Raw genomic sequence first — 22,313 nt, forward strand, 5'->3', positions numbered from 1 at the left:
ATGTTCTTGGTTAGACAAAATAAAAAATAAAATTTTGAAGTATATAAAATTACAAAACAAAACAAAAATACTTCAAAATTACGAGCAAATTTGCAGAAGGAGAATGGGTTGTTGGTAAAATTCATTTACGGTCAATGCCCTGTTATCCTTCTCATCATGAATGGCAAATTTCCTGCACAGACAGGGAAGGCCACTCTCTTTTGGGACCAGATAACGGATCAAATGTCATGACCGTAACGCATCTTGAACTCGCCAATACAGTCGAACGGATCTACCGTCGGTTTTCCGACCTTTTGCGTGTGGATCTTATTCGACTCGGCAAAGACGATATCAGCCCCGCACAGGTGGCTTTACTGTTCACCATCGGAAATGACGAACTTTCTGTCCGCGATCTTCTGGATCGCGGTCATTACATGGGGTCGAATGCATCCTATAACCTGAAGCAACTTGAAGAATCCGGTTATATCGAACGCCATGTTCTTGCCCGTGACCGGCGGTCGGCAAAAATCAAACTGGCGGAAAAAGGTCATGATCTGTGTCGTTCCTTGCAGGAATTCCACAAGGAGTACCATCAGGCCATGTCAAATGGCCGCGAATCAGAAGAGGAAATGGAAACTGCGCTTCGTACCCTCAGGCGTCTGGAGGAATTCTGGACCCTGACATTGCGCTACGGCGGTATACCAATGCCGGAAACCGCAATGATGCAAGACACTCGCGACCGCCGATGAAAATTGTCTTTGTCCATCGTCGTGGACCGGGACAATTTGTACATCTAGCCTGCCATCTGGCGAATACCGGATGGCAGGTATCCTTTCTATGCGAAACGATGAATGTCAAATTGCCCGGCGTGCGCGTCTTGCGACACCGAACGGCCCCGGTCCTGCCTGCAACGCAAATCCCGGAATATCACAGTGCGGTCGGCATGAACGCCGCAACCACGCTGGAAAACCTCGTCACACAGGAAGGCGCACCGCATATCGTTTTTGGCCATATCGGCTGGGGCAGCATGATGTTTATCCGCGATGTCCTGCCGACAACGCCGTTGCTCGGATATTGCGAACATTATTATCACGCCGAGGGCCGCGATGTCGGCTTTGCTACCGATGCAGCTATCCCCTTGTCAAAACGAACACATCTTCGGTTGCGCAATGCCGGGCAGCTTCTGACCCTTGATCAGCTTGATGCCGGGATCAGCCCGACCCGCTGGCAAAAATCGGCTTATCCTGCTGCCTATCAACCGCGCATTGGTGTTTGCCATGATGGTATTGACGTACATCGCTGCCGCCCGGACGATACAGCACGGCTGCCCCTGCCCGATGGCCGGGTGTTGACACGCGAGACACCCGTAATCACCTATGTCGCTCGCGATCTGGAACCTTATCGCGGTTTCCCGGAATTCATGCGCGCCGCCGCACTGGCCGCCACCCGGCACCCCGATATGTTGTTTGTCATTGCCGGGGGGGATGGTGTCAGTTACGGCACACCCGCCCCCGATGGTCGCCCGTGGCGCGAAGTCATGATGACGGAAACCGGTATCGATCCGGCACGGATCATTTTTCTGGGGCAAATTCCGCATGATCAACTGGTCCGACTGTTCCAAATCAGCCGGGCGCATGTCTATCTGACATATCCGTTTGTGCTGTCATGGTCGGTTCTGGAGGCAATGGCATGTGGCGCACTGGTGATCGGATCACAAACCCCCCCGGTCGAAGAGATCATCCGGTCTGGCAAAAACGGCCTTTTGACCGAGTTTGCCGATACCGAACATCTGACTGAACAGATGATTGAGGCCGTAGATATGCCTGACCGTTTTATCGACATCCGCAAGGCCGCCCGACGAACGATTGTTGAAAATTTTGCCCTCTCGCATTGTCTGGACCGGCAAACCGCATTGCTGGAACGGCTGTGCAAAACCTAAACCGGCAGGGCCGTTGTGAATTTTTCCTTTTCCAGCAGGATGTTGGATTTAACACTGGCCACCATCGACAGGCCCAGCAAATCATGCATCAAAAACCCGGAAAATGATTTTAAATCCTGTGCCACTACCCGCAGGACATAATCAGCCTCGCCGGTTACTGCCCAGCATTCCAGAATTGCCGGATATCGGCCAATCGCCTCATTAAAGGCACGGGCAGGATTTTCACCATGTTTGTCCAGCGTGATATTGACAAAGGCCATCACCCCGAACCCGGCCTTTTCCTCATCCAGCAAGGCGACATAACGATCAATCACGCCCAGGTCTTCCAGCCGCTTTAACCGGCGCTGGCACTGGCTGGCGGACAGATTGATGGCCTCGGACAATTCAACATGGCTGATCCGGGCGTCACGTTGCATCACCCGTAAAATCCGGCGGTCTGTATCATCCAATCTGGCATCATGCATGATTCCATCCTGCTTTTAGATTATACGCATTTTTCCTGCATATATTACGTCATCCGGGGCCTAAAATGCAAACTTTGCGCCCGCAAACTGCGTTATGATTGCGATTGCAACCATAACCGGACCACAACCGCCCCATCATCGCAAAGAGCAGGTTGTGGCCATCAGGACGGAGGAACATCATGGGAACGGCAATCAATCGCAGCAAAAACCACGATGATTTGTGGGAAAATCCAATGGGAACCGATGGTTTTGAATTTATCGAATATGCCTCACCCGAACCGCAAAAACTGGCAGCATTGTTTGAATTGATGGGCTTTACCGCCATCGCCCGCCATCGACGTAAAAATGTGATGCTGTTTCGTCAGGGCGACATCAATTTCATTTTGAATATGGAACCCGACAGTCAGGCCAGCAGCTTTGCCCGTGACCACGGCCCGTCGGTCAATGCGATGGCGTTTCGGGTGATTGATGCGCAACTGGCCTTTGCCCATGCCATCGAACGAGGTGCCGAACCGGTGCAGGCCGGGGCTGGGCCGATGGAACTGAACATTCCCGCCATTCGCGGCATTGGCGGGGCGTTAATTTATCTGGTGGACCGTTATGGCGATACATCGATTTACGATGTCGATTTCACACCTTTGCCCGGCGTCAACCAACATCCCAAAGGGGCCGGTCTGACTGGGCTGGATCATGTCACCCACAATGTCTTTTTCGGGAATATGAATAAATGGGCGGATTATTACAAAAATTTGTTCAATTTCCGCGAAATTCGTTATTTCGATATCGAAGGCAAGGTATCGGGCCTGAAATCACGCGCCATGACCAGCCCGTGCGGTGCCATTCGCATACCAATCAACGAAGAAGGTGCCAAAGACCGTAAAGGTCAGATTCAGGAATATCTTGATGCCTATAAAGGCGAAGGCATACAGCATATCGCCTTGGGTAGCGATGATATTTTCGCAACCGTCGAAGCCCTGCGCAAACGCGGTATCGAATTTCTCAGCACACCCGATACCTATTACGAACTGATCGACAAACGTATCCCCGGCCATGGCGAAGATGTGGCACGGATGCAAAAAGACCAAATTCTGATAGATGGCGCACCCGATGATCAGGGATTGCTGTTACAGATTTTCACCAAAACCTGCATCGGCCCGATTTTCTATGAAATCATCCAGCGAAAGGGCAATGACGGCTTTGGCGAGGGAAACTTCAAGGCATTGTTTGAAAGCATCGAACTGGATCAAATCCGGCGCGGCGTTCTGGACGGCAAGACCGCATAACAAGCCGGATCCGGCTTTTCTTACCACCTGCGCTAACCCTGACGGATCGGACGTTCGATAAAGTACCGGTCGCCCACACCATCCTGCGTTAAAGGCAATCGCTGAAACAGGGCCGCATCGCGAACGCCTTTCGCAGAACTGGCAAAAATCAGCCACAAAAACCCGGGTTCTTCAGCACGGGCCAAATCGGTTCGCGACGGAATTGCCGGGGCATCGGGATGGGAATGAAAACAGCCGACAATGCGTTCTCCCCATGTGCGCACCTCCCGATGCGTCGCCAGCAAGGTTGCGGGGTCGATCTCGAACGCAGTGCCCGGGCTGGCGGCGATATTGACCGCCGCGACAAAACGCATAATGCAATCGGGTGTATCCTTCAACCCAATCAGCAAACCACAACATTCCTGCGGCCAGCAATCGGTGGCGATCCGACCCATTTCCACCATTAAACCGGCAGGAATATCGATAGGTTCGCCTTTCCCCATCACGGCTGAACCAGCAGAATTTGCCCCAACATTCGACGATCCGGCAAGGAAACCACCACCAGACGCCCACCATCGGGCCCTTCTATGTGCAAATAAGCACGCGCGCTTTCAATCGTGAAGGATTTCAGTTCTTCACCGCTAACAAGATCAATATTGATGGTGCCAAACGGCTCAACTGCTGCCGATATATCTTTCTGACCGGTAACCGGCACTGAAACTTCCGGCTGATTTGCCATCCCGGAAACAGTTTTGTTCTTTTCCTGTGTCAGGCCGTACGCTACCAAGGCGATGCCGATAACAATCAGCAAGCCCATAACTGCAACCAGTGCTTTGACGACGCGCATTATAAATCCGGACAAATGTTGAAACGATGACCGATACCATATCATCCGACCTGCTTGTTTACACGATCCCATCGCATGAGGGCGGGCAGCGTCTGGACAAGGCACTGGCACAAGCCTGGCCCGATCAATCGCGTTCACGTCTCAAAAGTCTGATCGAGGCGGGTCATCTTGCTATCGGCGGGCGGACCTTAACCGACGTCTCCTATCGCGTCAAACCGGGTGACCGTGCAATCTTGCGCATTCCCCCGCCCGAACCCGCCGTACCCGAAGCAGAAAGCATCACACTGGAAGTCCTGTATGAGGATAACGACCTGCTGGTGATCAACAAACCGGCCGGAATGGTTGTTCATCCCGCCGCCGGGAACCAGACCGGCACCCTTGTCAATGCGTTGCTGGCCCATTGCGGTGACAGCCTGTCAGGGATTGGCGGGGTCAAACGCCCCGGCATTGTCCATCGCCTGGACAAAGATACCAGCGGGGCGATGGTGGTGGCGAAAAACGACATCACCCATCGCGCCCTGTCCACCCTGTTTGCCGAAGACAAAGACAATATCGAACGCACCTATATCGCCGCCGTCTGGGGCCGTCCGACCCCGCTTACCGGTGAAATCGAAGGTGCTATTGGCCGTAGCCCGCGCAATCGCAAGAAAATGGCCGTGGTCGCCCATGGTGGCAAATATGCCCTGACCCGGTATAAAACAATCAAAAGCCGTGACGACTCCTTGGCATCATTGGTGGAATGTCGCCTTGCAACCGGGCGCACCCATCAGATCCGCGTGCATATGACCCATATCGGGCACTCACTTGTTTGTGATCCGGCTTATGGCAGTACCCGCTCTCTCAAGGGGCTGGATGACGAGGCCAAATCCGTCCTCAATGCCTTCGGAAAACAGGCGCTACACGCGCAAACTCTTGGCTTTTTACACCCCATAACGGGTAACTTTATTTCACTGAGCGCCCCGATCCCTACCCCTCTTATGGAAGTACTCAGGTCCCTAAACCTATACCAAAGGTGACAACAACTATCCTAATTTCGCAAAATCCTGTTGACGGGGCATAATACTCCCGTATAGGATTTTTCAAGTGCAGAAGGATATCAGCACTTGAACGAAGCGAATTGGGAGGCTTCCGATGAAACAGGGCAACGCAATTCCGGTCATTTCCCAGGATGGGCTAACTGGCTATCTGCAACGCATTCGCAGTTATCCGATGCTGCCCCCTGAAGAGGAAACGTCACTCGCAGAAAGCTATCGCGACAATGGTGACGAAACGGCCGCTGAAAAAATGATCACCAGCCACTTACGTCTGGTCGCAAAAATCGCCATGGGATATCGCGGCTATGGCTTGCCAATCAATGAACTGATTTCCGAAGGCAATGTCGGACTGCTGCAATCAGTCAAACGGTTTGATCCGGATCGCGGTTTCCGGCTGGCGACTTATGCCATGTGGTGGATCCGCGCTGCCATTCAGGAATATATCCTGCATTCGTGGTCGCTGGTCAAAATGGGTACGACTGCCTCGCAGAAAAAGCTTTTTTTCAATCTGCGCCGCCTCAAAAGCCAGATGCAGGCCATTGATGATGGTGATCTTCGGGCCGAACAGGTTGAGCTGATCGCCACCAAACTGAATGTTTCCGAAGACGATGTTATCATGATGAACCGCCGCCTTGCCGGCCCGGACCATTCCCTGAATGCGCCTGTCCGCATGGACGGTGAAGGCGAATGGCAGGATTGGCTTGAAAGTGACGAAGACAGTCAGGAAACCTCTTATGGCAAGCGGGAAGAATTTTTGTTGCGGATGAATATGTTGAAATCGGCGATGTCGCATCTTAATGATCGGGAACGCGATATCCTGACACAACGCCGTCTGACAGAATCCCCCGTGACCCTTGAAAATCTCAGCATGGCGTATGGTATTTCACGCGAACGTATCCGCCAGATCGAAGTACGCGCCTTTGAAAAAATTCGCAAATCCATCCATGTGGAATTGCCTCACTGAATCTCCCGCCAGAGAACACCTGCGGACGGCATATGCCGTCCGTTTTTTTTGATATGTGTGTTTGCGGGATCATCCCCTGTTTTCAACTTCCTTGATCAGACTGTCGCCCCAGCTTTTGATCAGTTCGCGCTGTTTTTTGCGCAGTTCCGACATCCGGCGTTGTGCGGCCAGATTAAGAATATTGGCAACAATTGGCGGCATCGCAAGATACATGATCCAGCCCAACCCTGCCGCCCCATACATGATCGAAATCGTCAAGGGATCGATCAATTGCTGGGTAGCAACCGATACGCTTTGCCCTCCATTCTGCCAGACTTCAAGGATATAGGGCGCAACGCCGGAAAAATTCAGGCCGAAAATACAGCGCGACATATAGCGTCCCGGCCCGCGGTCAAACATAAAAGCCACCATGGACGGTAAAAGCCCGACCGCCAGCATCACAAAGGTTGGCAAGGCCACCATGAACAGCAATACGGCCGAGGCAATCACCGCCACCCCGGACATTCCGCTACGTCCCTTTTGTCCGCCGCCCCGCTGCCTCGCCATTGCCTGTCCTTACCAGATATACATCAGAAAAAGTGCGGACACCGTCAAAAGTGCAATCATCGTCGAGGCAAATGCGGCGGCCTGCTGTCCAATCTGTTCGGCCAGTTCCATACGGGCGGGGCCAGACGAATCAAGTTCAAACACCTCGCTTTCGGAGGATGAATATTCCTCGACCGCCTTGATGAATTCATCCTGATCCTTGCGGCGTTCTTCTTCGTCATTAATCAGGTTGTAAAGCTCGACCAGATTGCCGCGCTTTGCCAGTTTGGGGATTTCCTTTTCCACCTTTTCCCGGCGGGTCTTACTATGAAATACTTTGACCGCAGGGTCCATCAGACGCGACACCCACAGGGACAGATGATGCAAACTGTCCGGGCCGTGCCGCCATTGCACTAGCGCCAAAAGGCTGATCACGGCCCGGCTGTATTCCACCTCATCCCCCGGATTTTGCAAGGCATTCAATTGTGCCTCGACATCATCTTGCAAATGGGCAGCGATAAAGGCCGCGATATGCCGATCCACCGGCCAGCTATCCTGCGGTGCCTTGCCCGCAATTTTGTCCAGCGCAGGTAAAAGCTGCGAAATATGAATGACATATTCGGGTTCGACCAGCGGACTGAGACAATGCTGGTTTCGATTGAGCGTATAAAGACACCGTTCATATCCATAACCGGCACTTTGTTGCTGAAGATAATATTTCAGGCTTTTGAAAGCCTGCTGATAGGGTTGTAATTCCGGTTTGTAACCTTGTTGGCGGGCGAACCAGTGAACCGGAATTTCACGCAACACCACCTCGACAAACCGTTGCGGGCCTTTGCCATGCTGAACATCATAGGACAAAATACCGCCCATTCCGTCCACCATCGCCGAAAAACCCTTGTGACGGATCGGCCCCGCCGGGTCCAGAATGGTGATGGTTCGAGATACCAGAACATCCTCGCTGGTGCGTTTGTCACTGCCTGACCAGGTCAGTTGACGCATCGCATCGCCCAATGCCTTGGCCCGGTCATTATCGGACAGCCCCCGCCGCAACCAGACCTCGACAACCCCGTCCCGGATCGGTGCCAGTGCATTGGCCCAGTTATTGGAAATGCCATTGGCCAGCGCCCGCGCCGTATAATAATCCTTGCCTGCAATATTTTGCGACCGCGCCGCCCGACGGTCCGTATTGCCATGAACCGGCTTGGCCCGACGCCCGTCGATCCAGCTATTGAGTTCCGTCAGGCCCCAGCGTTCTTCGGGATCGTCACATAACAACCCCCGAACAGGTTCGATCAGGGTCAGCGGTAATTTTTCGTTTGAAACGACTGTCTGAAATGACCCCTTGGCCAGTTTCATTTCTATCATTTCATTCTCGTTCAATTTCCGAAGCGGCGTATGACCAATCCCCAGGGCAGCCATTGTCATGCCAAGCGCATAAAGATCATCCAGAATGGACCCGGTTCCCCGTCCGGCCCGTTCTGCCGTCATCCGGCTGATCGGTTCATAGACCAGTTGCTGCATATAGCCCGGCGGTGTCGCCAGACATTCGCCCAGAACTACCCCGGTTCGCGCAGGATCGGAAAAAAACAAATTGTCCGCCCGCACATTGCGGTGCGTCATGCCCTTGTCGGCCAAGGCGCTTAGCGTATTGAGAATCGGGATGACGGCAACCGTTGCGATATCATGTTCGTCAATCGGCGGTTTTTTCTGATCTTCGACAAAAACCCTTGCCCCGCCCGGCTTTTCATAAAAATAGACAATGGTATTGCGACCCAGCAACGGCCAATAGGTAACTTCATAATCAAGAAGGTCGATCTGTCCGCCGACATGAACCCCGACCAGGAATTTCAACAAATCGGCCCGCGATGGCAAGGTTGGATCGGCGACCAGAGCAAAAGCCTGCCCTTCATCGCGGCGGTTGCTTTCGGCGACAAAAGCCTTGCCACCGCCCATATCAAATTCAGGCAGGCGTAATTCGCTAAAAACCCGGAAATTGCCAATCTCGATATGGCGTGCGCCTGCAGCACCGCCCCCGGATTGAAGATCGGGCGGCAATATGGGTCTCAGAACAGCATCCTCTTCGGCCCGATCATCCTGATCGGCCTCATCGGAGCCTGTTACCGAATCCTCATCAGAAATTGCCTCAGCTTTTTCGGCCATCGGTCCCGCAACCGTTCTTGTTTTAATGCGGAACGATACTTCTGATAGCGAAGCGGGGCAAGCTGTTATGCATTTCGGCTAACCGCCAGTTTTCGCTTAAATCTTTCAATCACAACAAAAAACCGCCCGGCAGGCACCGGGCGGCTTGAAGATGTCATCGCAACGCCAAATCAGGCGCTGAAAGGATCATGTACCAGAATAGTGTCGTCACGTTCCGGGCTGGTGGACAGCAAGGCCACCGGTGCTTCGATCAGTTCTTCGATACGGCGAACATATTTAATCGCCGCCGCAGGCAGGTCGGCCCAACTGCGTGCCCCCTGTGTCGTCCCCGGCCAGCCTTCGATGGTTTCATAAACCGGCTTTGCCTTGGCCTGAAGACGCTGATTGGCGGGCAGATAATCATAAATTTCGCCGTCAATGTCATAGCCGGTACAAATCTTGATTTCATCGAAGCCATCAAGAACATCAAGCTTGGTCAGGGCAATACCATGAATGCCGTTGACCTTGACCGACTGACGCACAAGAGCGGCATCAAACCAGCCACACCGGCGTTTACGCCCGGTGACGACGCCAAATTCATGGCCGCGTGCGCCCAGTGTTTCGCCATCCGCATCAAACAGTTCTGACGGGAACGGACCTTCGCCAACACGGGTGGTATAGGCCTTGGTAATGCCCAGAACATAACCGACACCCGACGGGCCAAGTCCTGAACCGGCTGCGGCCTGACCGGCCACCGTATTGCTCGACGTTACATAGGGATAGGTGCCATGATCGATATCCAGCATCGTACCCTGTGCGCCTTCAAACAAAATGCGTTTGCCCGCTTCCTTGAACTGGTTCAGGGATTTCCACACCGTATCGGAAAACGGCAGGATTTTCGGCGCAATTTCCTTGAGCTGCGCCAGAAGTTCCGCCCCGTCCACTTCGGGCTGACCCAGACCGCGCAACAGCGCATTGTGATGAGTCAAAAGATTGGCAACCTTGGCTTCCAGCAATTCGGGATCGGCCAGTTCGCCCACCCGGATCGCACGGCGCCCCACCCGGTCTTCATAAGCAGGACCGATGCCGCGACCGGTGGTACCGATCTTGTTGCCACCGCTAGCGGCGGCCTCGCGGGCCTTATCCAGATTGCTGTGCAGCGGTAAAATCAAACAGGCATTTTCGGCCAGACGCAGATTTTCCGGGGTGATATTGACCCCCTGCCCCTTAAGACGGTCAATTTCCGCCAGCAAGGCCCAAGGATCAACCACCACACCATTGCCGATCACCGACAATTTGTTTTTCCGCACGATGCCTGACGGCAGCAGGCTAAGCTTGTAGGTCGTACCGTCAATCACCAGCGTATGACCGGCATTGTGCCCGCCCTGGAAACGCACAACGACATCGGCACGTTCCGACAGCCAGTCAACGATCTTGCCTTTGCCTTCGTCTCCCCACTGGGAACCGACCACGGCGACATTGGTCATCGCAAAACTCCTTAAGCGATATATGTGTGCGTCTTACGCGGACAGCGGCTCTACCCTGCCATCCAGATAAATGAAATCACAGCCCATGCGTTTTGCTTCCTTGCGTGCCGCATCGGCAGTTTTGGCCTCGGCGGCTCCCTCAAGGGCGGCAACCGTCACATGGCCGTCACGACGCAATTGCCGCGCCGCGTGCTGGGCAACACCCAGCGGCAGATAAACCCGTGCAACCGGTTCCGGGTCCGGCAGGCCCCGCAAAACCGTATCCATAAACAACGACATGCCTGTTGCCGCTTCGCCCGATGCACCACCGGCACGATAGCGCCCGCCACGGCCCAGTTCACCCCGGACATGTTTGCCGAAAATCGTAAAACTGACGCCGCTCTGATACCGGAAACCGGCCATTTCAACCGGGTCGATCGTCAATGCCGCATCATGATCGGATGCCAGAATGCGTTCGGCAACCTCAATCAGGCGGTATAATTCCTCGGCCGCACCTTGCGGCAATTCCAGTTTTTTCAACCGCGGCAAGGCGGTTGTCGCCGGGCCTGCGGCCTCCAGCAAGGTCACCAGAACATCGGTTACCGGACCGCTGGCGGCCCTGAGGGCGGCAACATCACGCCGTTCCAGTGCCTCGATCAGATGTTCACGGTCATCGGGCGCAACGCCAAACGCCTCGAACAGGCGCACCGGCAGGGTCGGCAAATTCAGATCAACCGACACATCGGGCATGCCGATATTCTCAAGCGCCTCAAGGGCGAGAAAAACGATTTCAGTGTCCGCCGCCGCACTGGAAACACCAATCAGTTCGGCGCCGACCTGGGCAAATTGCCGTTCCGGGCGCAATTGCGTACCCTGAATTCGCAACACATCGCCAGAATAAGACAGCCGCAACGGACGCGGCGCATCTTTCAGGCGGGTGGCTGCAATACGGCCAACCTGCGGGGTCATGTCGGATCGCACACCCATCATGCGGCGCGATACCGGGTCCATCAAACGAAAGGTTTGTTGTGCCAGTTCGGGGGCGGCCCCATCCAGCAGGCTTTCCTCAAACTCGACCAACGGGGTTTTCACCCGGTCGTATCCGGCAAGGCCAAAACTTGCCATCAGCTTTTCACGGATTTCGGATTCACGCGCAGCAACGACAGGCAGGACATCCTGCAAACCGGCGGGGAGAAGCGCTTTCCTGGCGAGTTCGGTCATATGTGTCAGACTTTCCGGACTGTACGCACGAAATGGTGCGTCCGGTAGCGGTTACTACCGCGTTGTACCGGACAGAGCAACGGTAAATCCCGAAATACGCAAATATTACGTATCAGGCGTTCTGAATCTCGGCCTTGGCAACACCATAAGCCCAGTCAAGCCACGGTAACAGGGCACGAATATCGTCCGGTTCGACCGTCGCCCCGCCCCAAATACGAAGGCTGGGCGGCGCACTGACATAACCATTGATGTCAAAGGCAACATTTTCGTCCTCCAGCAACTGTGCAATGCGTTTGGGCAAGGATTTTTGCGTCGCTTCATCTTGCGACAGCGCCCACGGATCGGAAATCCGCACACACATCGATGTATTTGATTCCGTTTCTGGCAAATCGGCCAGATTGGTCGCCCAGTCACTATCCGTCAGCCACGCCCGCAAAATGGCATGGGATTCGCGGGTCCGTTTCAAAAGCCCCGGCAATCCGCCAAGACTTTCAGCCCATTTCAGAGCATCAATCGCATCTTCAACCACCAGCATCGAAGGTGTATTAATGGTTTCACCCCGGAAAATACCATCCATCAACTTGCCACCCTTGGTCATGCGGAATATTTTCGGCATCGGCCATGCCGGTTCATGATTTTCAAGACGTTCAATCGCCCGAGGGCTGAGGATGATAATCCCGTGGCCACCCTCGCCGCCCAGAACTTTTTGCCAGCTATAGGTCACAACGTCGAGTTTCTGCCACGGCAGTTCCATGGCAAAAATCGCCGATGTGGCATCACAAATCGTCAATCCCTTGCGATCATCGGCAATCCAGTCGCCATTGGGCACCCGCACTCCGGATGTCGTGCCATTCCACGTAAAGACGACATCGCGGTTAAAATCAACAGCACCCAGATCGGGCAGTTTGCCGTAATCGGCCTCCAGCACACGGATATCATCCAGTTTCAGTTGCACTTTCACATCTGAAACCCAGGTCGCCCCGAAACTTTCCCATGCCAGCAAATCCACACCGCGCGGCCCCAAAAGCGACCACAGCGCCATTTCAACCGCCCCGGTATCTGATGCTGGTACCACGCCCAGAACATAGCCTTCGGGCAGGTTCAACAGATCGCGGGACCGGTCAATAACCTCTGCCATCCGGGTTTTACCAAATTTGGACCGGTGCGAACGCCCCAGAACACGCACATCAAGCGCATCTGCCGACCAACCCGGACGTTTTTTGCATGGACCCGACGAAAAATGCGGGCTTTGCGGTTTTTGGACAGGTTTGGCAAAGGCAGGGGTCGCAACCATCAGATTTTTTCCTGGAAAACCGGGGAAATATCCCCCAAAAGCAAACAAAATTAATCTTGTCATAAGGTAATGTGTCTAACCCGCCGACATCGGCAAATCATAATACCACGGCGCAAACAGGCTAAAAACGATCCACAGCAAGATGATCAGCGGCGTTCCCGCCCGCAGAAAATCAACAAACCGGTAATGCCCCGGCCCCATCACCAAAAGATTGGTCTGATATCCGACAGGGGAGGCAAAGGAACAGTTTGCCGCCATCAAAACCGCAATGGCAAAAATATGCGGATCAACGCCCAGTTTCTGCGCCATACCAATGCCAATCGGCGTAAACAGCACCGCACAGGCATTGTTCGACAGCACATTGGTAAAGACCGCCACCACCAGAAAAAACAACGACAAAATCACCGGGGCTGGTGCCCCGCTCAGCGCGTCCAGCATCTGAGTGGCAACAAAGGATGCGCCGCCGGTCAGTTGCAGGGCATTACCCAAAGCAAGAGCGGCGGCCACCAGAAGGACAATCTTGCGATCAATTGATCGCGACGCCTGCCGCAAATTCAGCGCCCCGGATGCAATCATCAAACCGGCACCGATAAAGCTTGAAACCATGATCGGCAAGATGCCGGTCGCCGCAACCGCAATCACCCCCAAAAAGATGAATGCCGCCCGCCGGGCATGAAAGGGGCGCGGCAAGGCGCGGGTTGACCATTCCAGCAACACGACATCACGGATCACGCGCAACGCCTCGACATCATCAGCCCGCCCCTGCACCAGCAAGACATCGCCTGCCTCCAGCCGGATTTCGGTCATCTGGGTGCGGATCATCCGCGACCGGCGCTGAATACCCAGAACCAGACATTTGTACTGATAGCGAAACCCGATCTGTTCCAGATTGAACCCGATCAGGCGCGATCCCGGCGGCACCATGACTTCAGCCAAAAGCTGGCTGGCCCGGTTTGCCCCTTCATCGCCGCCTTCTTCATAAACAGCCGCAGCCTCGGCATGCAAAAGGCCTAGGTCTTTTTGCAAGGCCTCAGTCAATGCCTTGCGGGTCGCCGCCACCACCAGAACATCGCCGGGGCGGATTTCCATGTTTTCATCAAAGGGGGGTAAATCGGCATGTTCGCGCCGGACAATCATCTGAATGGTTACATTGGGCAAGTTTTTAAAGAAACCCGCCACCGGTTTACTGCCGATCATCAAGGATGCCGGGCCGACTGTAATCTGGGCGATAAACTGTTTGCCGCTGCCATCCGGTGCGGCCAGCTTGCTGCGCATTGACGCCATGGCGGGCAACAAATGGGGCGCAACCAGCATCACATAGGCGAAACCTGACAGGGCCAGAACCGTGCCGATCACGGTAAATTCAAAAAATTCCAGCGCAGGCATCCCCAGTTCGATCAGGGAACTGGACACCAGAAGGTTGGTCGAGGACCCGATCAGCGTCGTCATCCCGCCCAGAATCGCGGCATAGGATAACGGGATCATCAAGGCACTGGGTGAACGTTGAATTCGTTCCGACAGCGCCTGAATGATCGGAATAAAAATCACCACCACGGGGGTATTGTTAAGAAAGGCAGACAACAACATCACCGCCAGCAACCCGATCAGAATCGCAACACCGGGATTTTTGCCGCCATGTTCGGTCACCAGCCCGGCCACGTAACTGACCCCACCGGTCAGAACCATGCCCTGCCCGACCACCAAAAGCGCCAGAACCGTCAATAATGCCGGATTGGCAAATCCCGACATCAGCGTATCCGCACCCAACAAATTATTGCCCGCGCCATCATCAAGCGGCATCAGATGGAAAAACACCAGCAAAATGGCAATGATCGTCATCGAGGTCAGTTCAAGCGAAATGCGTTCCCATCCGTAAAATACGAGGGACCCCACAACCAGCGCAAGAACGACCCACATCTGAAGGGGCGTCGCAGAATTTGCAACAACGCTGTCTAGCACACTTTAAACTCCCCTGCCGTACATGGCCGTGACGGTTTCACCGCCAGAATTTTGTCCTTACTTAGACGAAAGGCCCACGACATGGTCAACAAAAAAGACAAGGGGCTCCAAAAGCCCGTAGCCTGCAAATTTTTCGCACGCACTTATCCCATTGTTATTTAAATGACATTCCGCATTTATGATCAAATATCGATATATATTTCGCCTTTCAGATACAGAACAGCGACCCCTTTCAGATGGACCCGTTCACCGGCAATACGACATTCGATTACCCCACCGCGTTGCGACGCCTGATAACCGGTGACACTTTCCTTGCCCAGACGATGCGCCCAATAAGGGGCAACGACACAATGCATATAACCAGTCACCGGGTCTTCATTGATGCCAAGGGCAGGCAGGAAATACCGCGATACCATGTCATATTGCGCACAGTCCGACGGGGCGGTGACGATCACCCCGCGTTCGGCCAGTTTCCCCAATGCCGACATATCAGGCGTCATCTTGCGCACCGCATCGGCATGATCATAAACCAGAACAAAATCGGTATCGCGGCTCTGCACCCGAAATTGTTGCGATGGTTGATCCGGACCAAGGGCTGCAATGATCTTATCGGCTACCGTGACAGGTACAACCGGCTGTTTCGGGAAATCCAGAATGATCGCATCCCCATCGCGCTGCGCGGTTAAAATGCCACTTTTGCTGCGCAAACGCAGAGTCGATAATGCGCAGCCCAATTCGGTGAACAGCACAAAGGCACTGGCCAGCGTCGCGTGACCGCATAATGGCACCTCAACGGTCGGAGTGAACCAGCGAATGTGATAATCGGCATTTTCCTGTGGGCCCAGTTTCACAATAAAGGCCGTTTCCGACAGATTATTTTCCAACGCAATCGCCTGCAAAACCGCATCGGGCAACCATGCCAGCAACGGCACCACCGCCGCCGGGTTTCCGGCAAACATTTTCGGGGTAAAGGCATCCACCTGATAAATTGGCAAATTATAACGGGTCATCATGCGTCATCCTGATCTGATAAAAGAGCTTCAAGGGTGGATACCACAATTGCAAGATCATTGGCACCGGTGCGCCAGTTGGAAAAGGCAGCACGAAAGCCAAAACGTCCTTCATAAACCGTCGGAGTTAAAAACAGTTTTTGCGTCGCATTGATTCGATTCAACAAGGCACGATTGGCGGCATCGTTCCCCTTGGCACAAAACATCACGACATTAAGTTGTGGTGTGCGCAACAAATCCAGCTTCGGGTGTTGTGCCACCCAATTGGCAAGATCGCACGCCTGATCGCAATTACGTCGGATAATTCCGGCAAAACCATCACGACCATAGGCCTCAATCGCCAGCCACAAGGGCAAGGCCCGAAACCGGCGGGAATTTTCCACCCCGCGATTGATGTAATGATTCCCCGCCGTTCCGGTATCCAGATAGGGCGCAAAGGCGCGGAAACATTTTTCCAGAATGCCTATATGCCGGGTCAGGAAAATACCGCAGTCATAGGGTACATTCAGCCATTTATGCCCGTCCGATGTAATGGAATCGGCACGTTCCAGTCCAGCAATCAGATGGACCCGGCGGTCATCAAGGGCCGCAAACATGCCAAAGGCGGCATCGACATCGACATGCAACCATGCCCCATGTGCAGCACACAAATCGGCAATTGCCACCAGATCATCAAAATCAGTGGCATTGACTGTCCCGGCACTGGCAATCACCAGCTTCGCCTTGGCATCACTTTGGGACAGTTTTCGAGCCAAGTCTGCGATATCGGTCGCCTCGGTTCCCGGCAGGGTCGCAATTTTGATCACATTATTGCGCCCCACACCGGCCACCGACAAATCCTTGACCATGCTGGCGTGCGGGGTAGCGGCAAAAACGGCAAAGGATGGCAACGCCACCGCCCCGTTATCATCCACATCAATTCCGATCTGCTCACCGCACCACTGACGCCCGGTAACAATTCCCAAAAGATTGGACGCCGTTGCCCCGGTGGTCAGGGTGCCGTCAAAAATGTGGCGCGGCAGCCGGGCCATGTCACATATCCAGTTGATCACCTGTTGTTCGACCGATGAGGTCACACTGCCTTCCGGTCCGGTGGCGTTCTGATCGATTGCACTGGCAAGCCAGTCTCCGGCAAGGGCGGCAGGCGTTGTTCCACCGGTCACAAAGCCCAGATACCGCGGCCCGATCGAACAGGCTAGTAACGGCACGATGTCATCTTTGATCCGTTGCAGGGCAGACATCGTCCCCGTTCCGGTATTGGGCAAAGGCCGTTCAAGGTCGAATGCCGAAATATCGCGACAGGTAACCGGGGCGTCATCACCGCCCCTTACATAGTCGCGGGCTATTTTGCGGGTCGCATCCAGAATGTCATCAAGATGCGCCAAATCATCGAACATGTGTGCCATCGGGATTTTCTCCGGCCAGAATGCGGGCATAGAGGGCGCGGTCAATATTGCCGCCGCTGAGGATCACGGCCACTTTCTTACCAATATTGTGGTCACGATCTGCAATGGCGGCAGCCAGCGATGCAGCCCCGGCCCCTTCGGCGATGTTATGGCAACAACTGAAATAAAGCCGGATCGCGTCCGCGATTTGATCGTCACGGACGGCAATGATATCAGCCACCCCTTTTTTAATAATATCAAAAGCATCCGGATCGGGGCAACGGCACGCCATACCATCGGCAAATGTAGCGACCGATACGGTTTCAACAATCTTCCCCTGCCGGAAAGACTGCAATACCGCATCGGCACCGGTGGCAACTACGCCGATAATTTCAGTTTTCAGACCCAAGGCATCGCGCACCGTAATCAGACTGCAAATGCCCGACCCCATGCCAATCGGCACATAAATCCGATCAATACCGTCAATGGCCGAAAACAGTTCCATACCATAGGTCGCAACACCCCGGATCAGTTCCGGGTGAAAGGCGGGCACCATAATCAGGTCTTGCTGTGTTGCCAGATCGCGGGCATGACCAACAGCATCCTGAAAATCATCCCCATATTCGATCACCTCGGCACCCCAGGCACGCATGGCAGCATTTTTTTCAACGGAGTTGCCACGGGGCACGACTATCATCGCCCGCATGCCAAACAGGCTGGCGGCATGGGCCAGGCTTTGCCCGTGATTGCCACGGGTCGCACTGACGATGCCAGAACCAATTTCGACAGAACTGCGCAAATAACGTAAAAAGGTCAAACCACCCCGCAGCTTGAACGCCCCTAGCCGGGTATGATTTTCATGTTTGACATACAGGGACAATCCGGTTTCCCGATCCAGAAGCGGCCAGCGAATTGTCGGAGTTGGCAGGATGTGACGATGGACAAATTCCGTTGCTTCAATCAGAGCAGCGCGATCAAACATCACAATTGTATCCTTTTTTGAGATAACTGGCACCAAACAAAAAAGGGCGGAAACGCGAGGGAGCAACGTTTCCGCCCAACCGGAATTACCGTCGACGCTCTGGAAAATCAGACCAGAGCGAACGCGATAATTCACCATCCAGATCGGCGCGAGTCATGCCAATGTCTTTCAGCATCCGGTCATCCAGACGCGACATCATATTGCGGTCACGCGATTTTTTTTGCCAATGATACAATGCTGCGACCAAAAAGGTGACAATGCTGGCAATCGCGATGTAACCGGATTTGCGCACTTGCGCATCGGTGGTTGCGGTCTGCGATGCGCCCCGGATCATGATTTCGGGCGCCGATATTGTATCGTTACAATTTGCCATAACATCCTCCTGTCGAATAATTGTATCGATTTCCTTTTGTCATTGACATCGCGATTGTGTCAATTTAAACATTGTCACCATGACAATGTCATTTCCAGAGCTTCCGGCGGGCAATGGTCCGGTTTATCGCAAGATTGCCCATGCCATCCGAAATGCCGTCGAACAGGGGCAATTGCGCACCGGCGACCGGCTGCCGACCCATCGTGACCTTGCCTATCATTTGGGGGTGACCGTCGGCACCGTAACCCGAGCCTATCGCGAGGCCGAACGTTTGGGGCTGGCGGCAGGTGAAGTTGGTCGCGGGACATATATTCTGGGCGATCCCGGTGTAACGTTACCGATGATGACACCGCAACAGGCCGCCCAATTCAGCAACGAACACGGCAAACGCTCAGCCCGCGACGATGTGGCGGGTAATGACAATCTGGCCGAAAGCGGCCCGATCAATTTCCGCATGAATTGCCCCCTGCCGCCGCGGGAAAACCATATCCGCGACGTTCTGGGCGACATGTCGCGCACGGTACCGCTTGATGATCTGATTGCCTATAAAACCGAATATGGCATGCCCCATCACCGTCGCGCCCTTGCCAGCATGGCCGGGAAACTTGGGCTGGATGACAATCCGGAACGCATCCTGCCAACGGCCGGGGTTCAGCATGGCATGACGGTATCGCTGATGACGATTGTCCGCCCCGGCGATCTGGTCCTGTGCGAAGAACTGACCTATCCGAATTTGCGCAGTCTGGCGGCGATGGTTCAGTTCCGCCTGCGTGGAATAACCATGGATGACGAAGGCATTTGCCCCGACGCACTGGAACTTGTCTGTCGCACCCAGTCGCCGCGCGCCATCTACCTGATGCCAACCTTGCACAATCCGCTTTGCTGCACCATGAGCCACGAACGCCGTATGCGGATTGCTGAAATCCTGCGCAAATATGATCTGATCCTGATCGAAGACGGCATTTACAGTTTTTTGAACCCGGACGCCCCACCGCCGCTGTCATGTTTTGTACCGGAACGCGCGATTTATCTGGATGGTGTATCCAAAAGTGTCGGTGGTGGCCTGCGGGTTGGCTATATTCATGCTCCGATTGAACTGACCGCCAAATTGGCCAGCGGCATCCGTACCACCTGCTGGATGGCATCGGGAATTAATGTCGAACTGGTATCGCGCCTAATTCAGGATGGCAGTGTTGCACGCTACGAAGCCTGGCACCGCGAAGAAGCCGCCCGACGTCTGGGCGTTATCCTTGGGACGCTCAAGGGATATGATGTACGCTTTCACCCAACCAATTATCACATCTGGCTGACCCTGCCCACCCATATCGACACCAGCGAACTGGTGATGAATGCCGCCAATAACGGGGTTTTACTGACAGCGGCCCAACAATTTGCAGTTGGCATCCCCCCGCGTGGGTTACGCCTGAGCTTCGGGGCGGAACAATCGACCGAACGCCTGAAACAAGGGGCCCTGATTCTGGACCGCCTGATGCAAACCAGCGAATTCAGCGATGCTGCGGTGATGTAATCCCGCTTAGCTTTGTGGGGGAAAATACCAGAATTGCGGGTTCAGCAACGGTGTTTCATTGCTCAGATTGGAGTTGGGCAGCCTGAATATTCGGCGCTGACTTAATTGCGCTTTGTCGATCATTTCCTGATGATATTGCAAAAAGAACGTATCAAAACTGCCATCGGCAATCATCGCCAACAGCCCTTCTTCGATGCGATGTGCCAGTTCAGGACGAGTCGGGGTGACGAAAAAATAGGTCGGCAGGGGAATATAGAGTGCCAGCGTTTCTTCGATTCTCAGATCGGGAAACATGTCTTTCTGAGCGTCATATTCGTCAAAAATCTCGTTCATCCCACGACCAAATGTCACAAACCGCCCGATATCAAGCATTTGAAACAGCCCTTCGTAGCTGGCCCCGACAACAACATCAAAACCTGCCTGCTCCATAACGACCTGTGTAGACCATTGCACCCCTGATCCGGTCGGAAAGGCCTTAAGCTCCTCCAATGTCCGAACCTGTTTCAGGGCATCGACATTATCCTTGTGAATCAAAAACAGCCGGTATCCCTGAATGCCCTTACGAATGGGAATCCTGACCGGCAGCAAATCCTCTTCCCAGCCGGGCTTGGGGGCTTCGGCAATGACATGGAGATATTGGCCTTTTTCGATTTCCAGTTTTGTCCGGTCACGGGAAAAGGAAAAGTCCGATTGCACCACAATGGCTGCGCCATATTTTTCTTCGGTTCGGGCCATCACCAGACGCAGCAATTCTTCGGGATAGTGATACCGCACATCCTGATCGGAATAAGGACGATAGGTCAGAACGACTTCCTGCGCCTGAATAACAGGCACAACCATCATTACCATCCAGAATCCGCACACCATACGCATCCACATGCTGCGCATCCTGATCAACTGTCAAAATCATTCTTATAAGTTTAATGGGTATGGTGATTTAAAATTACAAGGCAGGACCACCCAACCGGTCATGGAACCATTCGGCGGGTTTTCTGGCAGTTTCATCATTACCATCGACCAGCATCCGGGTAACAAAGGGTTCGGACAATGGCACCAGTCGCCAATACAAATCGCGAATCAGGGTTCTGGCACGATATCCAGCCCAGTCATCGGGTAACAAATGGGGCGGCAATCCCGGATCGCGCAAGACGACTTCCTTAAAACCATGCATCAACAAAAGACGTACGGTAAAGGCCAGGCCGGGCGTGCATTCCCGCGTCAGATCACAGGTCGCCAGTGGCGCAAAAAGGTCCAAAAGCCGCACATATTCCGCCTGCAACCAGTCCAGTTTCCAGGTCGAGGCAACCATATCGCCCAAAGCCGCTGTATATGAAATATCCTGCGACTCCGCCCGCAAGGCAATCGCCACCCCGGTCAGCCCGGTTTCGCCCAGAATATCGCCAGTCAGTGTCAGGTCGATTCCCGGATGGGCAAACACATTGCCCGCCACCATGCCAAAGCCGCGCCAGCCCAGAATACGGGCAGCCGCCCGACGTTGTTCCGCAGTTGTCCGTTGATTATCGAGAAAAATCAGGGTCCATTTACCATCCCAGTCCGACCCGACCGGCTGATAAAATTGACAGCAACCCGGATCAATTCGCCCCCATCCCTGTTGCGTGACCCGATAAACCGCCTTGCGTCCCGTGCGGCTGGCATCCAGCCAGCCATCGCGGGCCAGACGAAAAACCGCCGTACGCACCAGCCGTTCATTTACCCCCAGAACCGACAACATGCCAATCAGCGAGGACAGGTAAATCGTCTCGCCGCGCGGGCGCAAAACATCGCACAGCAAGGTCACGATAATCGCTCGCCCCGGCACATCAATCTTTGCCAGGATATCGTCGCAAATTCGCTGTACCGGACTGTCCGCACCCTGATCCCGGACCATTTTGGATCGTACCATCGCCACCCTCGGTTGACACAAACTTTTACCAAATCT

21 protein-coding genes are annotated in these 22,313 nt (G+C 54.1%); 6 read left to right on the forward strand and 15 right to left on the reverse strand.

Going from position 1 to position 22,313, the window contains the following annotated elements:
• Positions 1–227 precede the first annotated feature (227 nt).
• Entirely contained in the window at positions 228–728 is a 501-nt protein-coding gene (locus Q8O73_RS08510) for a MarR family winged helix-turn-helix transcriptional regulator (RefSeq protein ID WP_305557528.1), read from the forward strand.
• Positions 725–1,918 carry a glycosyltransferase family 4 protein gene (locus Q8O73_RS08515; RefSeq protein ID WP_305557531.1) on the forward strand — a complete coding sequence of 398 codons (1,194 nt, stop codon included), beginning with the start codon at positions 725–727 and terminating at the stop codon, positions 1,916–1,918. The genes Q8O73_RS08510 and Q8O73_RS08515 overlap by 4 nt, the downstream gene beginning before the upstream one ends.
• Here Q8O73_RS08515 and Q8O73_RS08520 read toward each other — a convergent pair.
• Positions 1,915–2,382: an Lrp/AsnC family transcriptional regulator gene (locus Q8O73_RS08520; protein WP_305557534.1), complete on the reverse strand. Its 468-nt coding sequence runs from the start codon at positions 2,380–2,382 to the stop codon at positions 1,915–1,917. The two genes, Q8O73_RS08515 and Q8O73_RS08520, sit on opposite strands and share 4 nt — an antisense overlap.
• Positions 2,383–2,561: 179 nt before the next feature.
• Here Q8O73_RS08520 and hppD point away from each other — a divergent pair, with 179 nt between their 5' ends.
• Positions 2,562–3,665, forward strand: a complete 1,104-nt coding sequence (gene hppD, locus Q8O73_RS08525; RefSeq protein WP_305557537.1) for a 4-hydroxyphenylpyruvate dioxygenase — start codon at positions 2,562–2,564, stop codon at positions 3,663–3,665.
• A gap of 32 nt (positions 3,666–3,697) precedes the next feature.
• On the opposite strand, the gene Q8O73_RS08530 is transcribed toward hppD, so the two are convergent.
• Complete coding sequence (locus Q8O73_RS08530) at positions 3,698–4,147, reverse strand: Mov34/MPN/PAD-1 family protein (RefSeq protein WP_371135061.1); 450 nt, start codon at positions 4,145–4,147, stop codon at positions 3,698–3,700.
• A complete protein-coding gene (locus Q8O73_RS08535; RefSeq protein ID WP_305557543.1) occupies positions 4,147–4,491 on the reverse strand; it encodes a hypothetical protein in 345 nt (114 codons plus the stop codon). Before Q8O73_RS08535 ends, Q8O73_RS08530 begins: the two co-directional genes overlap by 1 nt.
• Before the next feature lie 26 nt (positions 4,492–4,517).
• Here Q8O73_RS08535 and Q8O73_RS08540 point away from each other — a divergent pair, with 26 nt between their 5' ends.
• Together Q8O73_RS08540 and rpoH are read left to right on the forward strand one after the other, a co-directional pair.
• Positions 4,518–5,507: an RluA family pseudouridine synthase gene (locus Q8O73_RS08540; RefSeq protein ID WP_305557546.1), complete on the forward strand. Its 990-nt coding sequence runs from the start codon at positions 4,518–4,520 to the stop codon at positions 5,505–5,507.
• A gap of 115 nt (positions 5,508–5,622) precedes the next feature.
• Positions 5,623–6,489: an RNA polymerase sigma factor RpoH gene (gene rpoH / locus Q8O73_RS08545; protein WP_305557549.1), complete on the forward strand. Its 867-nt coding sequence runs from the start codon at positions 5,623–5,625 to the stop codon at positions 6,487–6,489.
• A 69-nt stretch (positions 6,490–6,558) separates the two neighbouring features.
• On the opposite strand, the gene Q8O73_RS08550 is transcribed toward rpoH, so the two are convergent.
• The 10 genes from Q8O73_RS08550 to Q8O73_RS08595 all read right to left on the reverse strand — a co-directional run bounded on the left by Q8O73_RS08550 (position 6,559) and on the right by Q8O73_RS08595 (position 18,846).
• Positions 6,559–7,035 carry a hypothetical protein gene (locus Q8O73_RS08550; protein ID WP_305557552.1) on the reverse strand — a complete coding sequence of 159 codons (477 nt, stop codon included), beginning with the start codon at positions 7,033–7,035 and terminating at the stop codon, positions 6,559–6,561.
• A gap of 9 nt (positions 7,036–7,044) precedes the next feature.
• Positions 7,045–9,177, reverse strand: a complete 2,133-nt coding sequence (locus Q8O73_RS08555) for a protein kinase family protein (RefSeq protein ID WP_305557555.1) — start codon at positions 9,175–9,177, stop codon at positions 7,045–7,047.
• 170 nt (positions 9,178–9,347) lie between these two features.
• The gene (locus Q8O73_RS08560) at positions 9,348–10,643 is read right to left on the reverse strand and encodes an adenylosuccinate synthase (RefSeq protein WP_305557558.1); all 1,296 of its coding nucleotides are present in this window, start codon (positions 10,641–10,643) and stop codon (positions 9,348–9,350) included.
• Between the two features lie 33 nt (positions 10,644–10,676).
• Positions 10,677–11,843: an ATP phosphoribosyltransferase regulatory subunit gene (locus Q8O73_RS08565; RefSeq protein ID WP_305557562.1), complete on the reverse strand. Its 1,167-nt coding sequence runs from the start codon at positions 11,841–11,843 to the stop codon at positions 10,677–10,679.
• A 112-nt stretch (positions 11,844–11,955) separates the two neighbouring features.
• Complete coding sequence (locus tag Q8O73_RS08570; RefSeq protein ID WP_305557564.1) at positions 11,956–13,137, reverse strand: phosphoserine transaminase; 1,182 nt, start codon at positions 13,135–13,137, stop codon at positions 11,956–11,958.
• Between the two features lie 75 nt (positions 13,138–13,212).
• On the reverse strand, positions 13,213–15,054 hold the full coding sequence (locus Q8O73_RS08575; protein WP_305557566.1) for an SLC13 family permease: 1,842 nt from the start codon (positions 15,052–15,054) through the stop codon (positions 13,213–13,215).
• Positions 15,055–15,278: 224 nt separating this feature from the next.
• Complete coding sequence (locus tag Q8O73_RS08580) at positions 15,279–16,109, reverse strand: PhzF family phenazine biosynthesis protein (protein ID WP_371135062.1); 831 nt, start codon at positions 16,107–16,109, stop codon at positions 15,279–15,281.
• On the reverse strand, positions 16,106–17,512 hold the full coding sequence (locus Q8O73_RS08585) for a pyridoxal-dependent decarboxylase (RefSeq protein WP_305557568.1): 1,407 nt from the start codon (positions 17,510–17,512) through the stop codon (positions 16,106–16,108). The genes Q8O73_RS08580 and Q8O73_RS08585 overlap by 4 nt, the downstream gene beginning before the upstream one ends.
• Positions 17,493–18,473 (reverse strand): threonine dehydratase, encoded by a 981-nt coding sequence (locus Q8O73_RS08590; RefSeq protein ID WP_305557571.1) that lies wholly within the window; start codon positions 18,471–18,473, stop codon positions 17,493–17,495. The genes Q8O73_RS08585 and Q8O73_RS08590 overlap by 20 nt, the downstream gene beginning before the upstream one ends.
• A gap of 85 nt (positions 18,474–18,558) precedes the next feature.
• The gene (locus tag Q8O73_RS08595) at positions 18,559–18,846 is read right to left on the reverse strand and encodes a DUF1127 domain-containing protein (protein WP_305557573.1); all 288 of its coding nucleotides are present in this window, start codon (positions 18,844–18,846) and stop codon (positions 18,559–18,561) included.
• A 79-nt stretch (positions 18,847–18,925) separates the two neighbouring features.
• On the opposite strand from Q8O73_RS08595, the gene Q8O73_RS08600 reads away from it, so the two are divergent.
• A complete protein-coding gene (locus Q8O73_RS08600) occupies positions 18,926–20,374 on the forward strand; it encodes a PLP-dependent aminotransferase family protein (protein ID WP_305557575.1) in 1,449 nt (482 codons plus the stop codon).
• A 6-nt stretch (positions 20,375–20,380) separates the two neighbouring features.
• Here the strand turns inward: Q8O73_RS08600 and Q8O73_RS08605 are convergent, their stop codons facing one another.
• Together Q8O73_RS08605 and Q8O73_RS08610 are read right to left on the reverse strand one after the other, a co-directional pair.
• Positions 20,381–21,253, reverse strand: coding sequence for a hypothetical protein (locus tag Q8O73_RS08605; RefSeq protein WP_305557577.1), 873 nt, complete (start codon positions 21,251–21,253; stop codon positions 20,381–20,383).
• 64 nt (positions 21,254–21,317) lie between these two features.
• On the reverse strand, positions 21,318–22,277 hold the full coding sequence (locus Q8O73_RS08610) for a PaaX family transcriptional regulator C-terminal domain-containing protein (RefSeq protein ID WP_305557579.1): 960 nt from the start codon (positions 22,275–22,277) through the stop codon (positions 21,318–21,320).
• Between the last annotated feature and the right edge of the window lie 36 nt (positions 22,278–22,313).

Origin of the sequence: Thalassospira sp. (assembly GCF_030690045.1) — a bacterium.
GTDB lineage: Bacteria > Pseudomonadota > Alphaproteobacteria > Rhodospirillales > Thalassospiraceae > Thalassospira.

What these genes read in the sequence shown, in the direction of transcription:
- Q8O73_RS08540 (WP_305557546.1), top strand. Translation starts at nt 4,518, where the DNA reads ATGACCGATACCATATCATCCGACCTGCTTGTTTACACGATCCCATCG.
- Q8O73_RS08610 (WP_305557579.1), bottom strand. Translation starts at nt 22,277, where the DNA reads ATGGTACGATCCAAAATGGTCCGGGATCAGGGTGCGGACAGTCCGGTA.
- Q8O73_RS08595 (WP_305557573.1), bottom strand. Translation starts at nt 18,846, where the DNA reads ATGGCAAATTGTAACGATACAATATCGGCGCCCGAAATCATGATCCGG.
- Q8O73_RS08585 (WP_305557568.1), bottom strand. Translation starts at nt 17,512, where the DNA reads ATGGCACACATGTTCGATGATTTGGCGCATCTTGATGACATTCTGGAT.
- Q8O73_RS08555 (WP_305557555.1), bottom strand. Translation starts at nt 9,177, where the DNA reads ATGGCCGAAAAAGCTGAGGCAATTTCTGATGAGGATTCGGTAACAGGC.
- Q8O73_RS08570 (WP_305557564.1), bottom strand. Translation starts at nt 13,137, where the DNA reads ATGGTTGCGACCCCTGCCTTTGCCAAACCTGTCCAAAAACCGCAAAGC.
- Q8O73_RS08520 (WP_305557534.1), bottom strand. Translation starts at nt 2,382, where the DNA reads ATGCATGATGCCAGATTGGATGATACAGACCGCCGGATTTTACGGGTG.
- Q8O73_RS08530 (WP_371135061.1), bottom strand. Translation starts at nt 4,147, where the DNA reads ATGGGGAAAGGCGAACCTATCGATATTCCTGCCGGTTTAATGGTGGAA.
- rpoH (WP_305557549.1), top strand. Translation starts at nt 5,623, where the DNA reads ATGAAACAGGGCAACGCAATTCCGGTCATTTCCCAGGATGGGCTAACT.
- Q8O73_RS08535 (WP_305557543.1), bottom strand. Translation starts at nt 4,491, where the DNA reads ATGCGCGTCGTCAAAGCACTGGTTGCAGTTATGGGCTTGCTGATTGTT.
- Q8O73_RS08580 (WP_371135062.1), bottom strand. Translation starts at nt 16,109, where the DNA reads ATGATGACCCGTTATAATTTGCCAATTTATCAGGTGGATGCCTTTACC.
- hppD (WP_305557537.1), top strand. Translation starts at nt 2,562, where the DNA reads ATGGGAACGGCAATCAATCGCAGCAAAAACCACGATGATTTGTGGGAA.
- Q8O73_RS08590 (WP_305557571.1), bottom strand. Translation starts at nt 18,473, where the DNA reads ATGTTTGATCGCGCTGCTCTGATTGAAGCAACGGAATTTGTCCATCGT.
- Q8O73_RS08510 (WP_305557528.1), top strand. Translation starts at nt 228, where the DNA reads ATGACCGTAACGCATCTTGAACTCGCCAATACAGTCGAACGGATCTAC.
- Q8O73_RS08550 (WP_305557552.1), bottom strand. Translation starts at nt 7,035, where the DNA reads ATGGCGAGGCAGCGGGGCGGCGGACAAAAGGGACGTAGCGGAATGTCC.
- Q8O73_RS08565 (WP_305557562.1), bottom strand. Translation starts at nt 11,843, where the DNA reads ATGACCGAACTCGCCAGGAAAGCGCTTCTCCCCGCCGGTTTGCAGGAT.
- Q8O73_RS08560 (WP_305557558.1), bottom strand. Translation starts at nt 10,643, where the DNA reads ATGACCAATGTCGCCGTGGTCGGTTCCCAGTGGGGAGACGAAGGCAAA.
- Q8O73_RS08605 (WP_305557577.1), bottom strand. Translation starts at nt 21,253, where the DNA reads ATGTGGATGCGTATGGTGTGCGGATTCTGGATGGTAATGATGGTTGTG.
- Q8O73_RS08600 (WP_305557575.1), top strand. Translation starts at nt 18,926, where the DNA reads ATGACAATGTCATTTCCAGAGCTTCCGGCGGGCAATGGTCCGGTTTAT.
- Q8O73_RS08575 (WP_305557566.1), bottom strand. Translation starts at nt 15,054, where the DNA reads ATGTGGGTCGTTCTTGCGCTGGTTGTGGGGTCCCTCGTATTTTACGGA.
- Q8O73_RS08515 (WP_305557531.1), top strand. Translation starts at nt 725, where the DNA reads ATGAAAATTGTCTTTGTCCATCGTCGTGGACCGGGACAATTTGTACAT.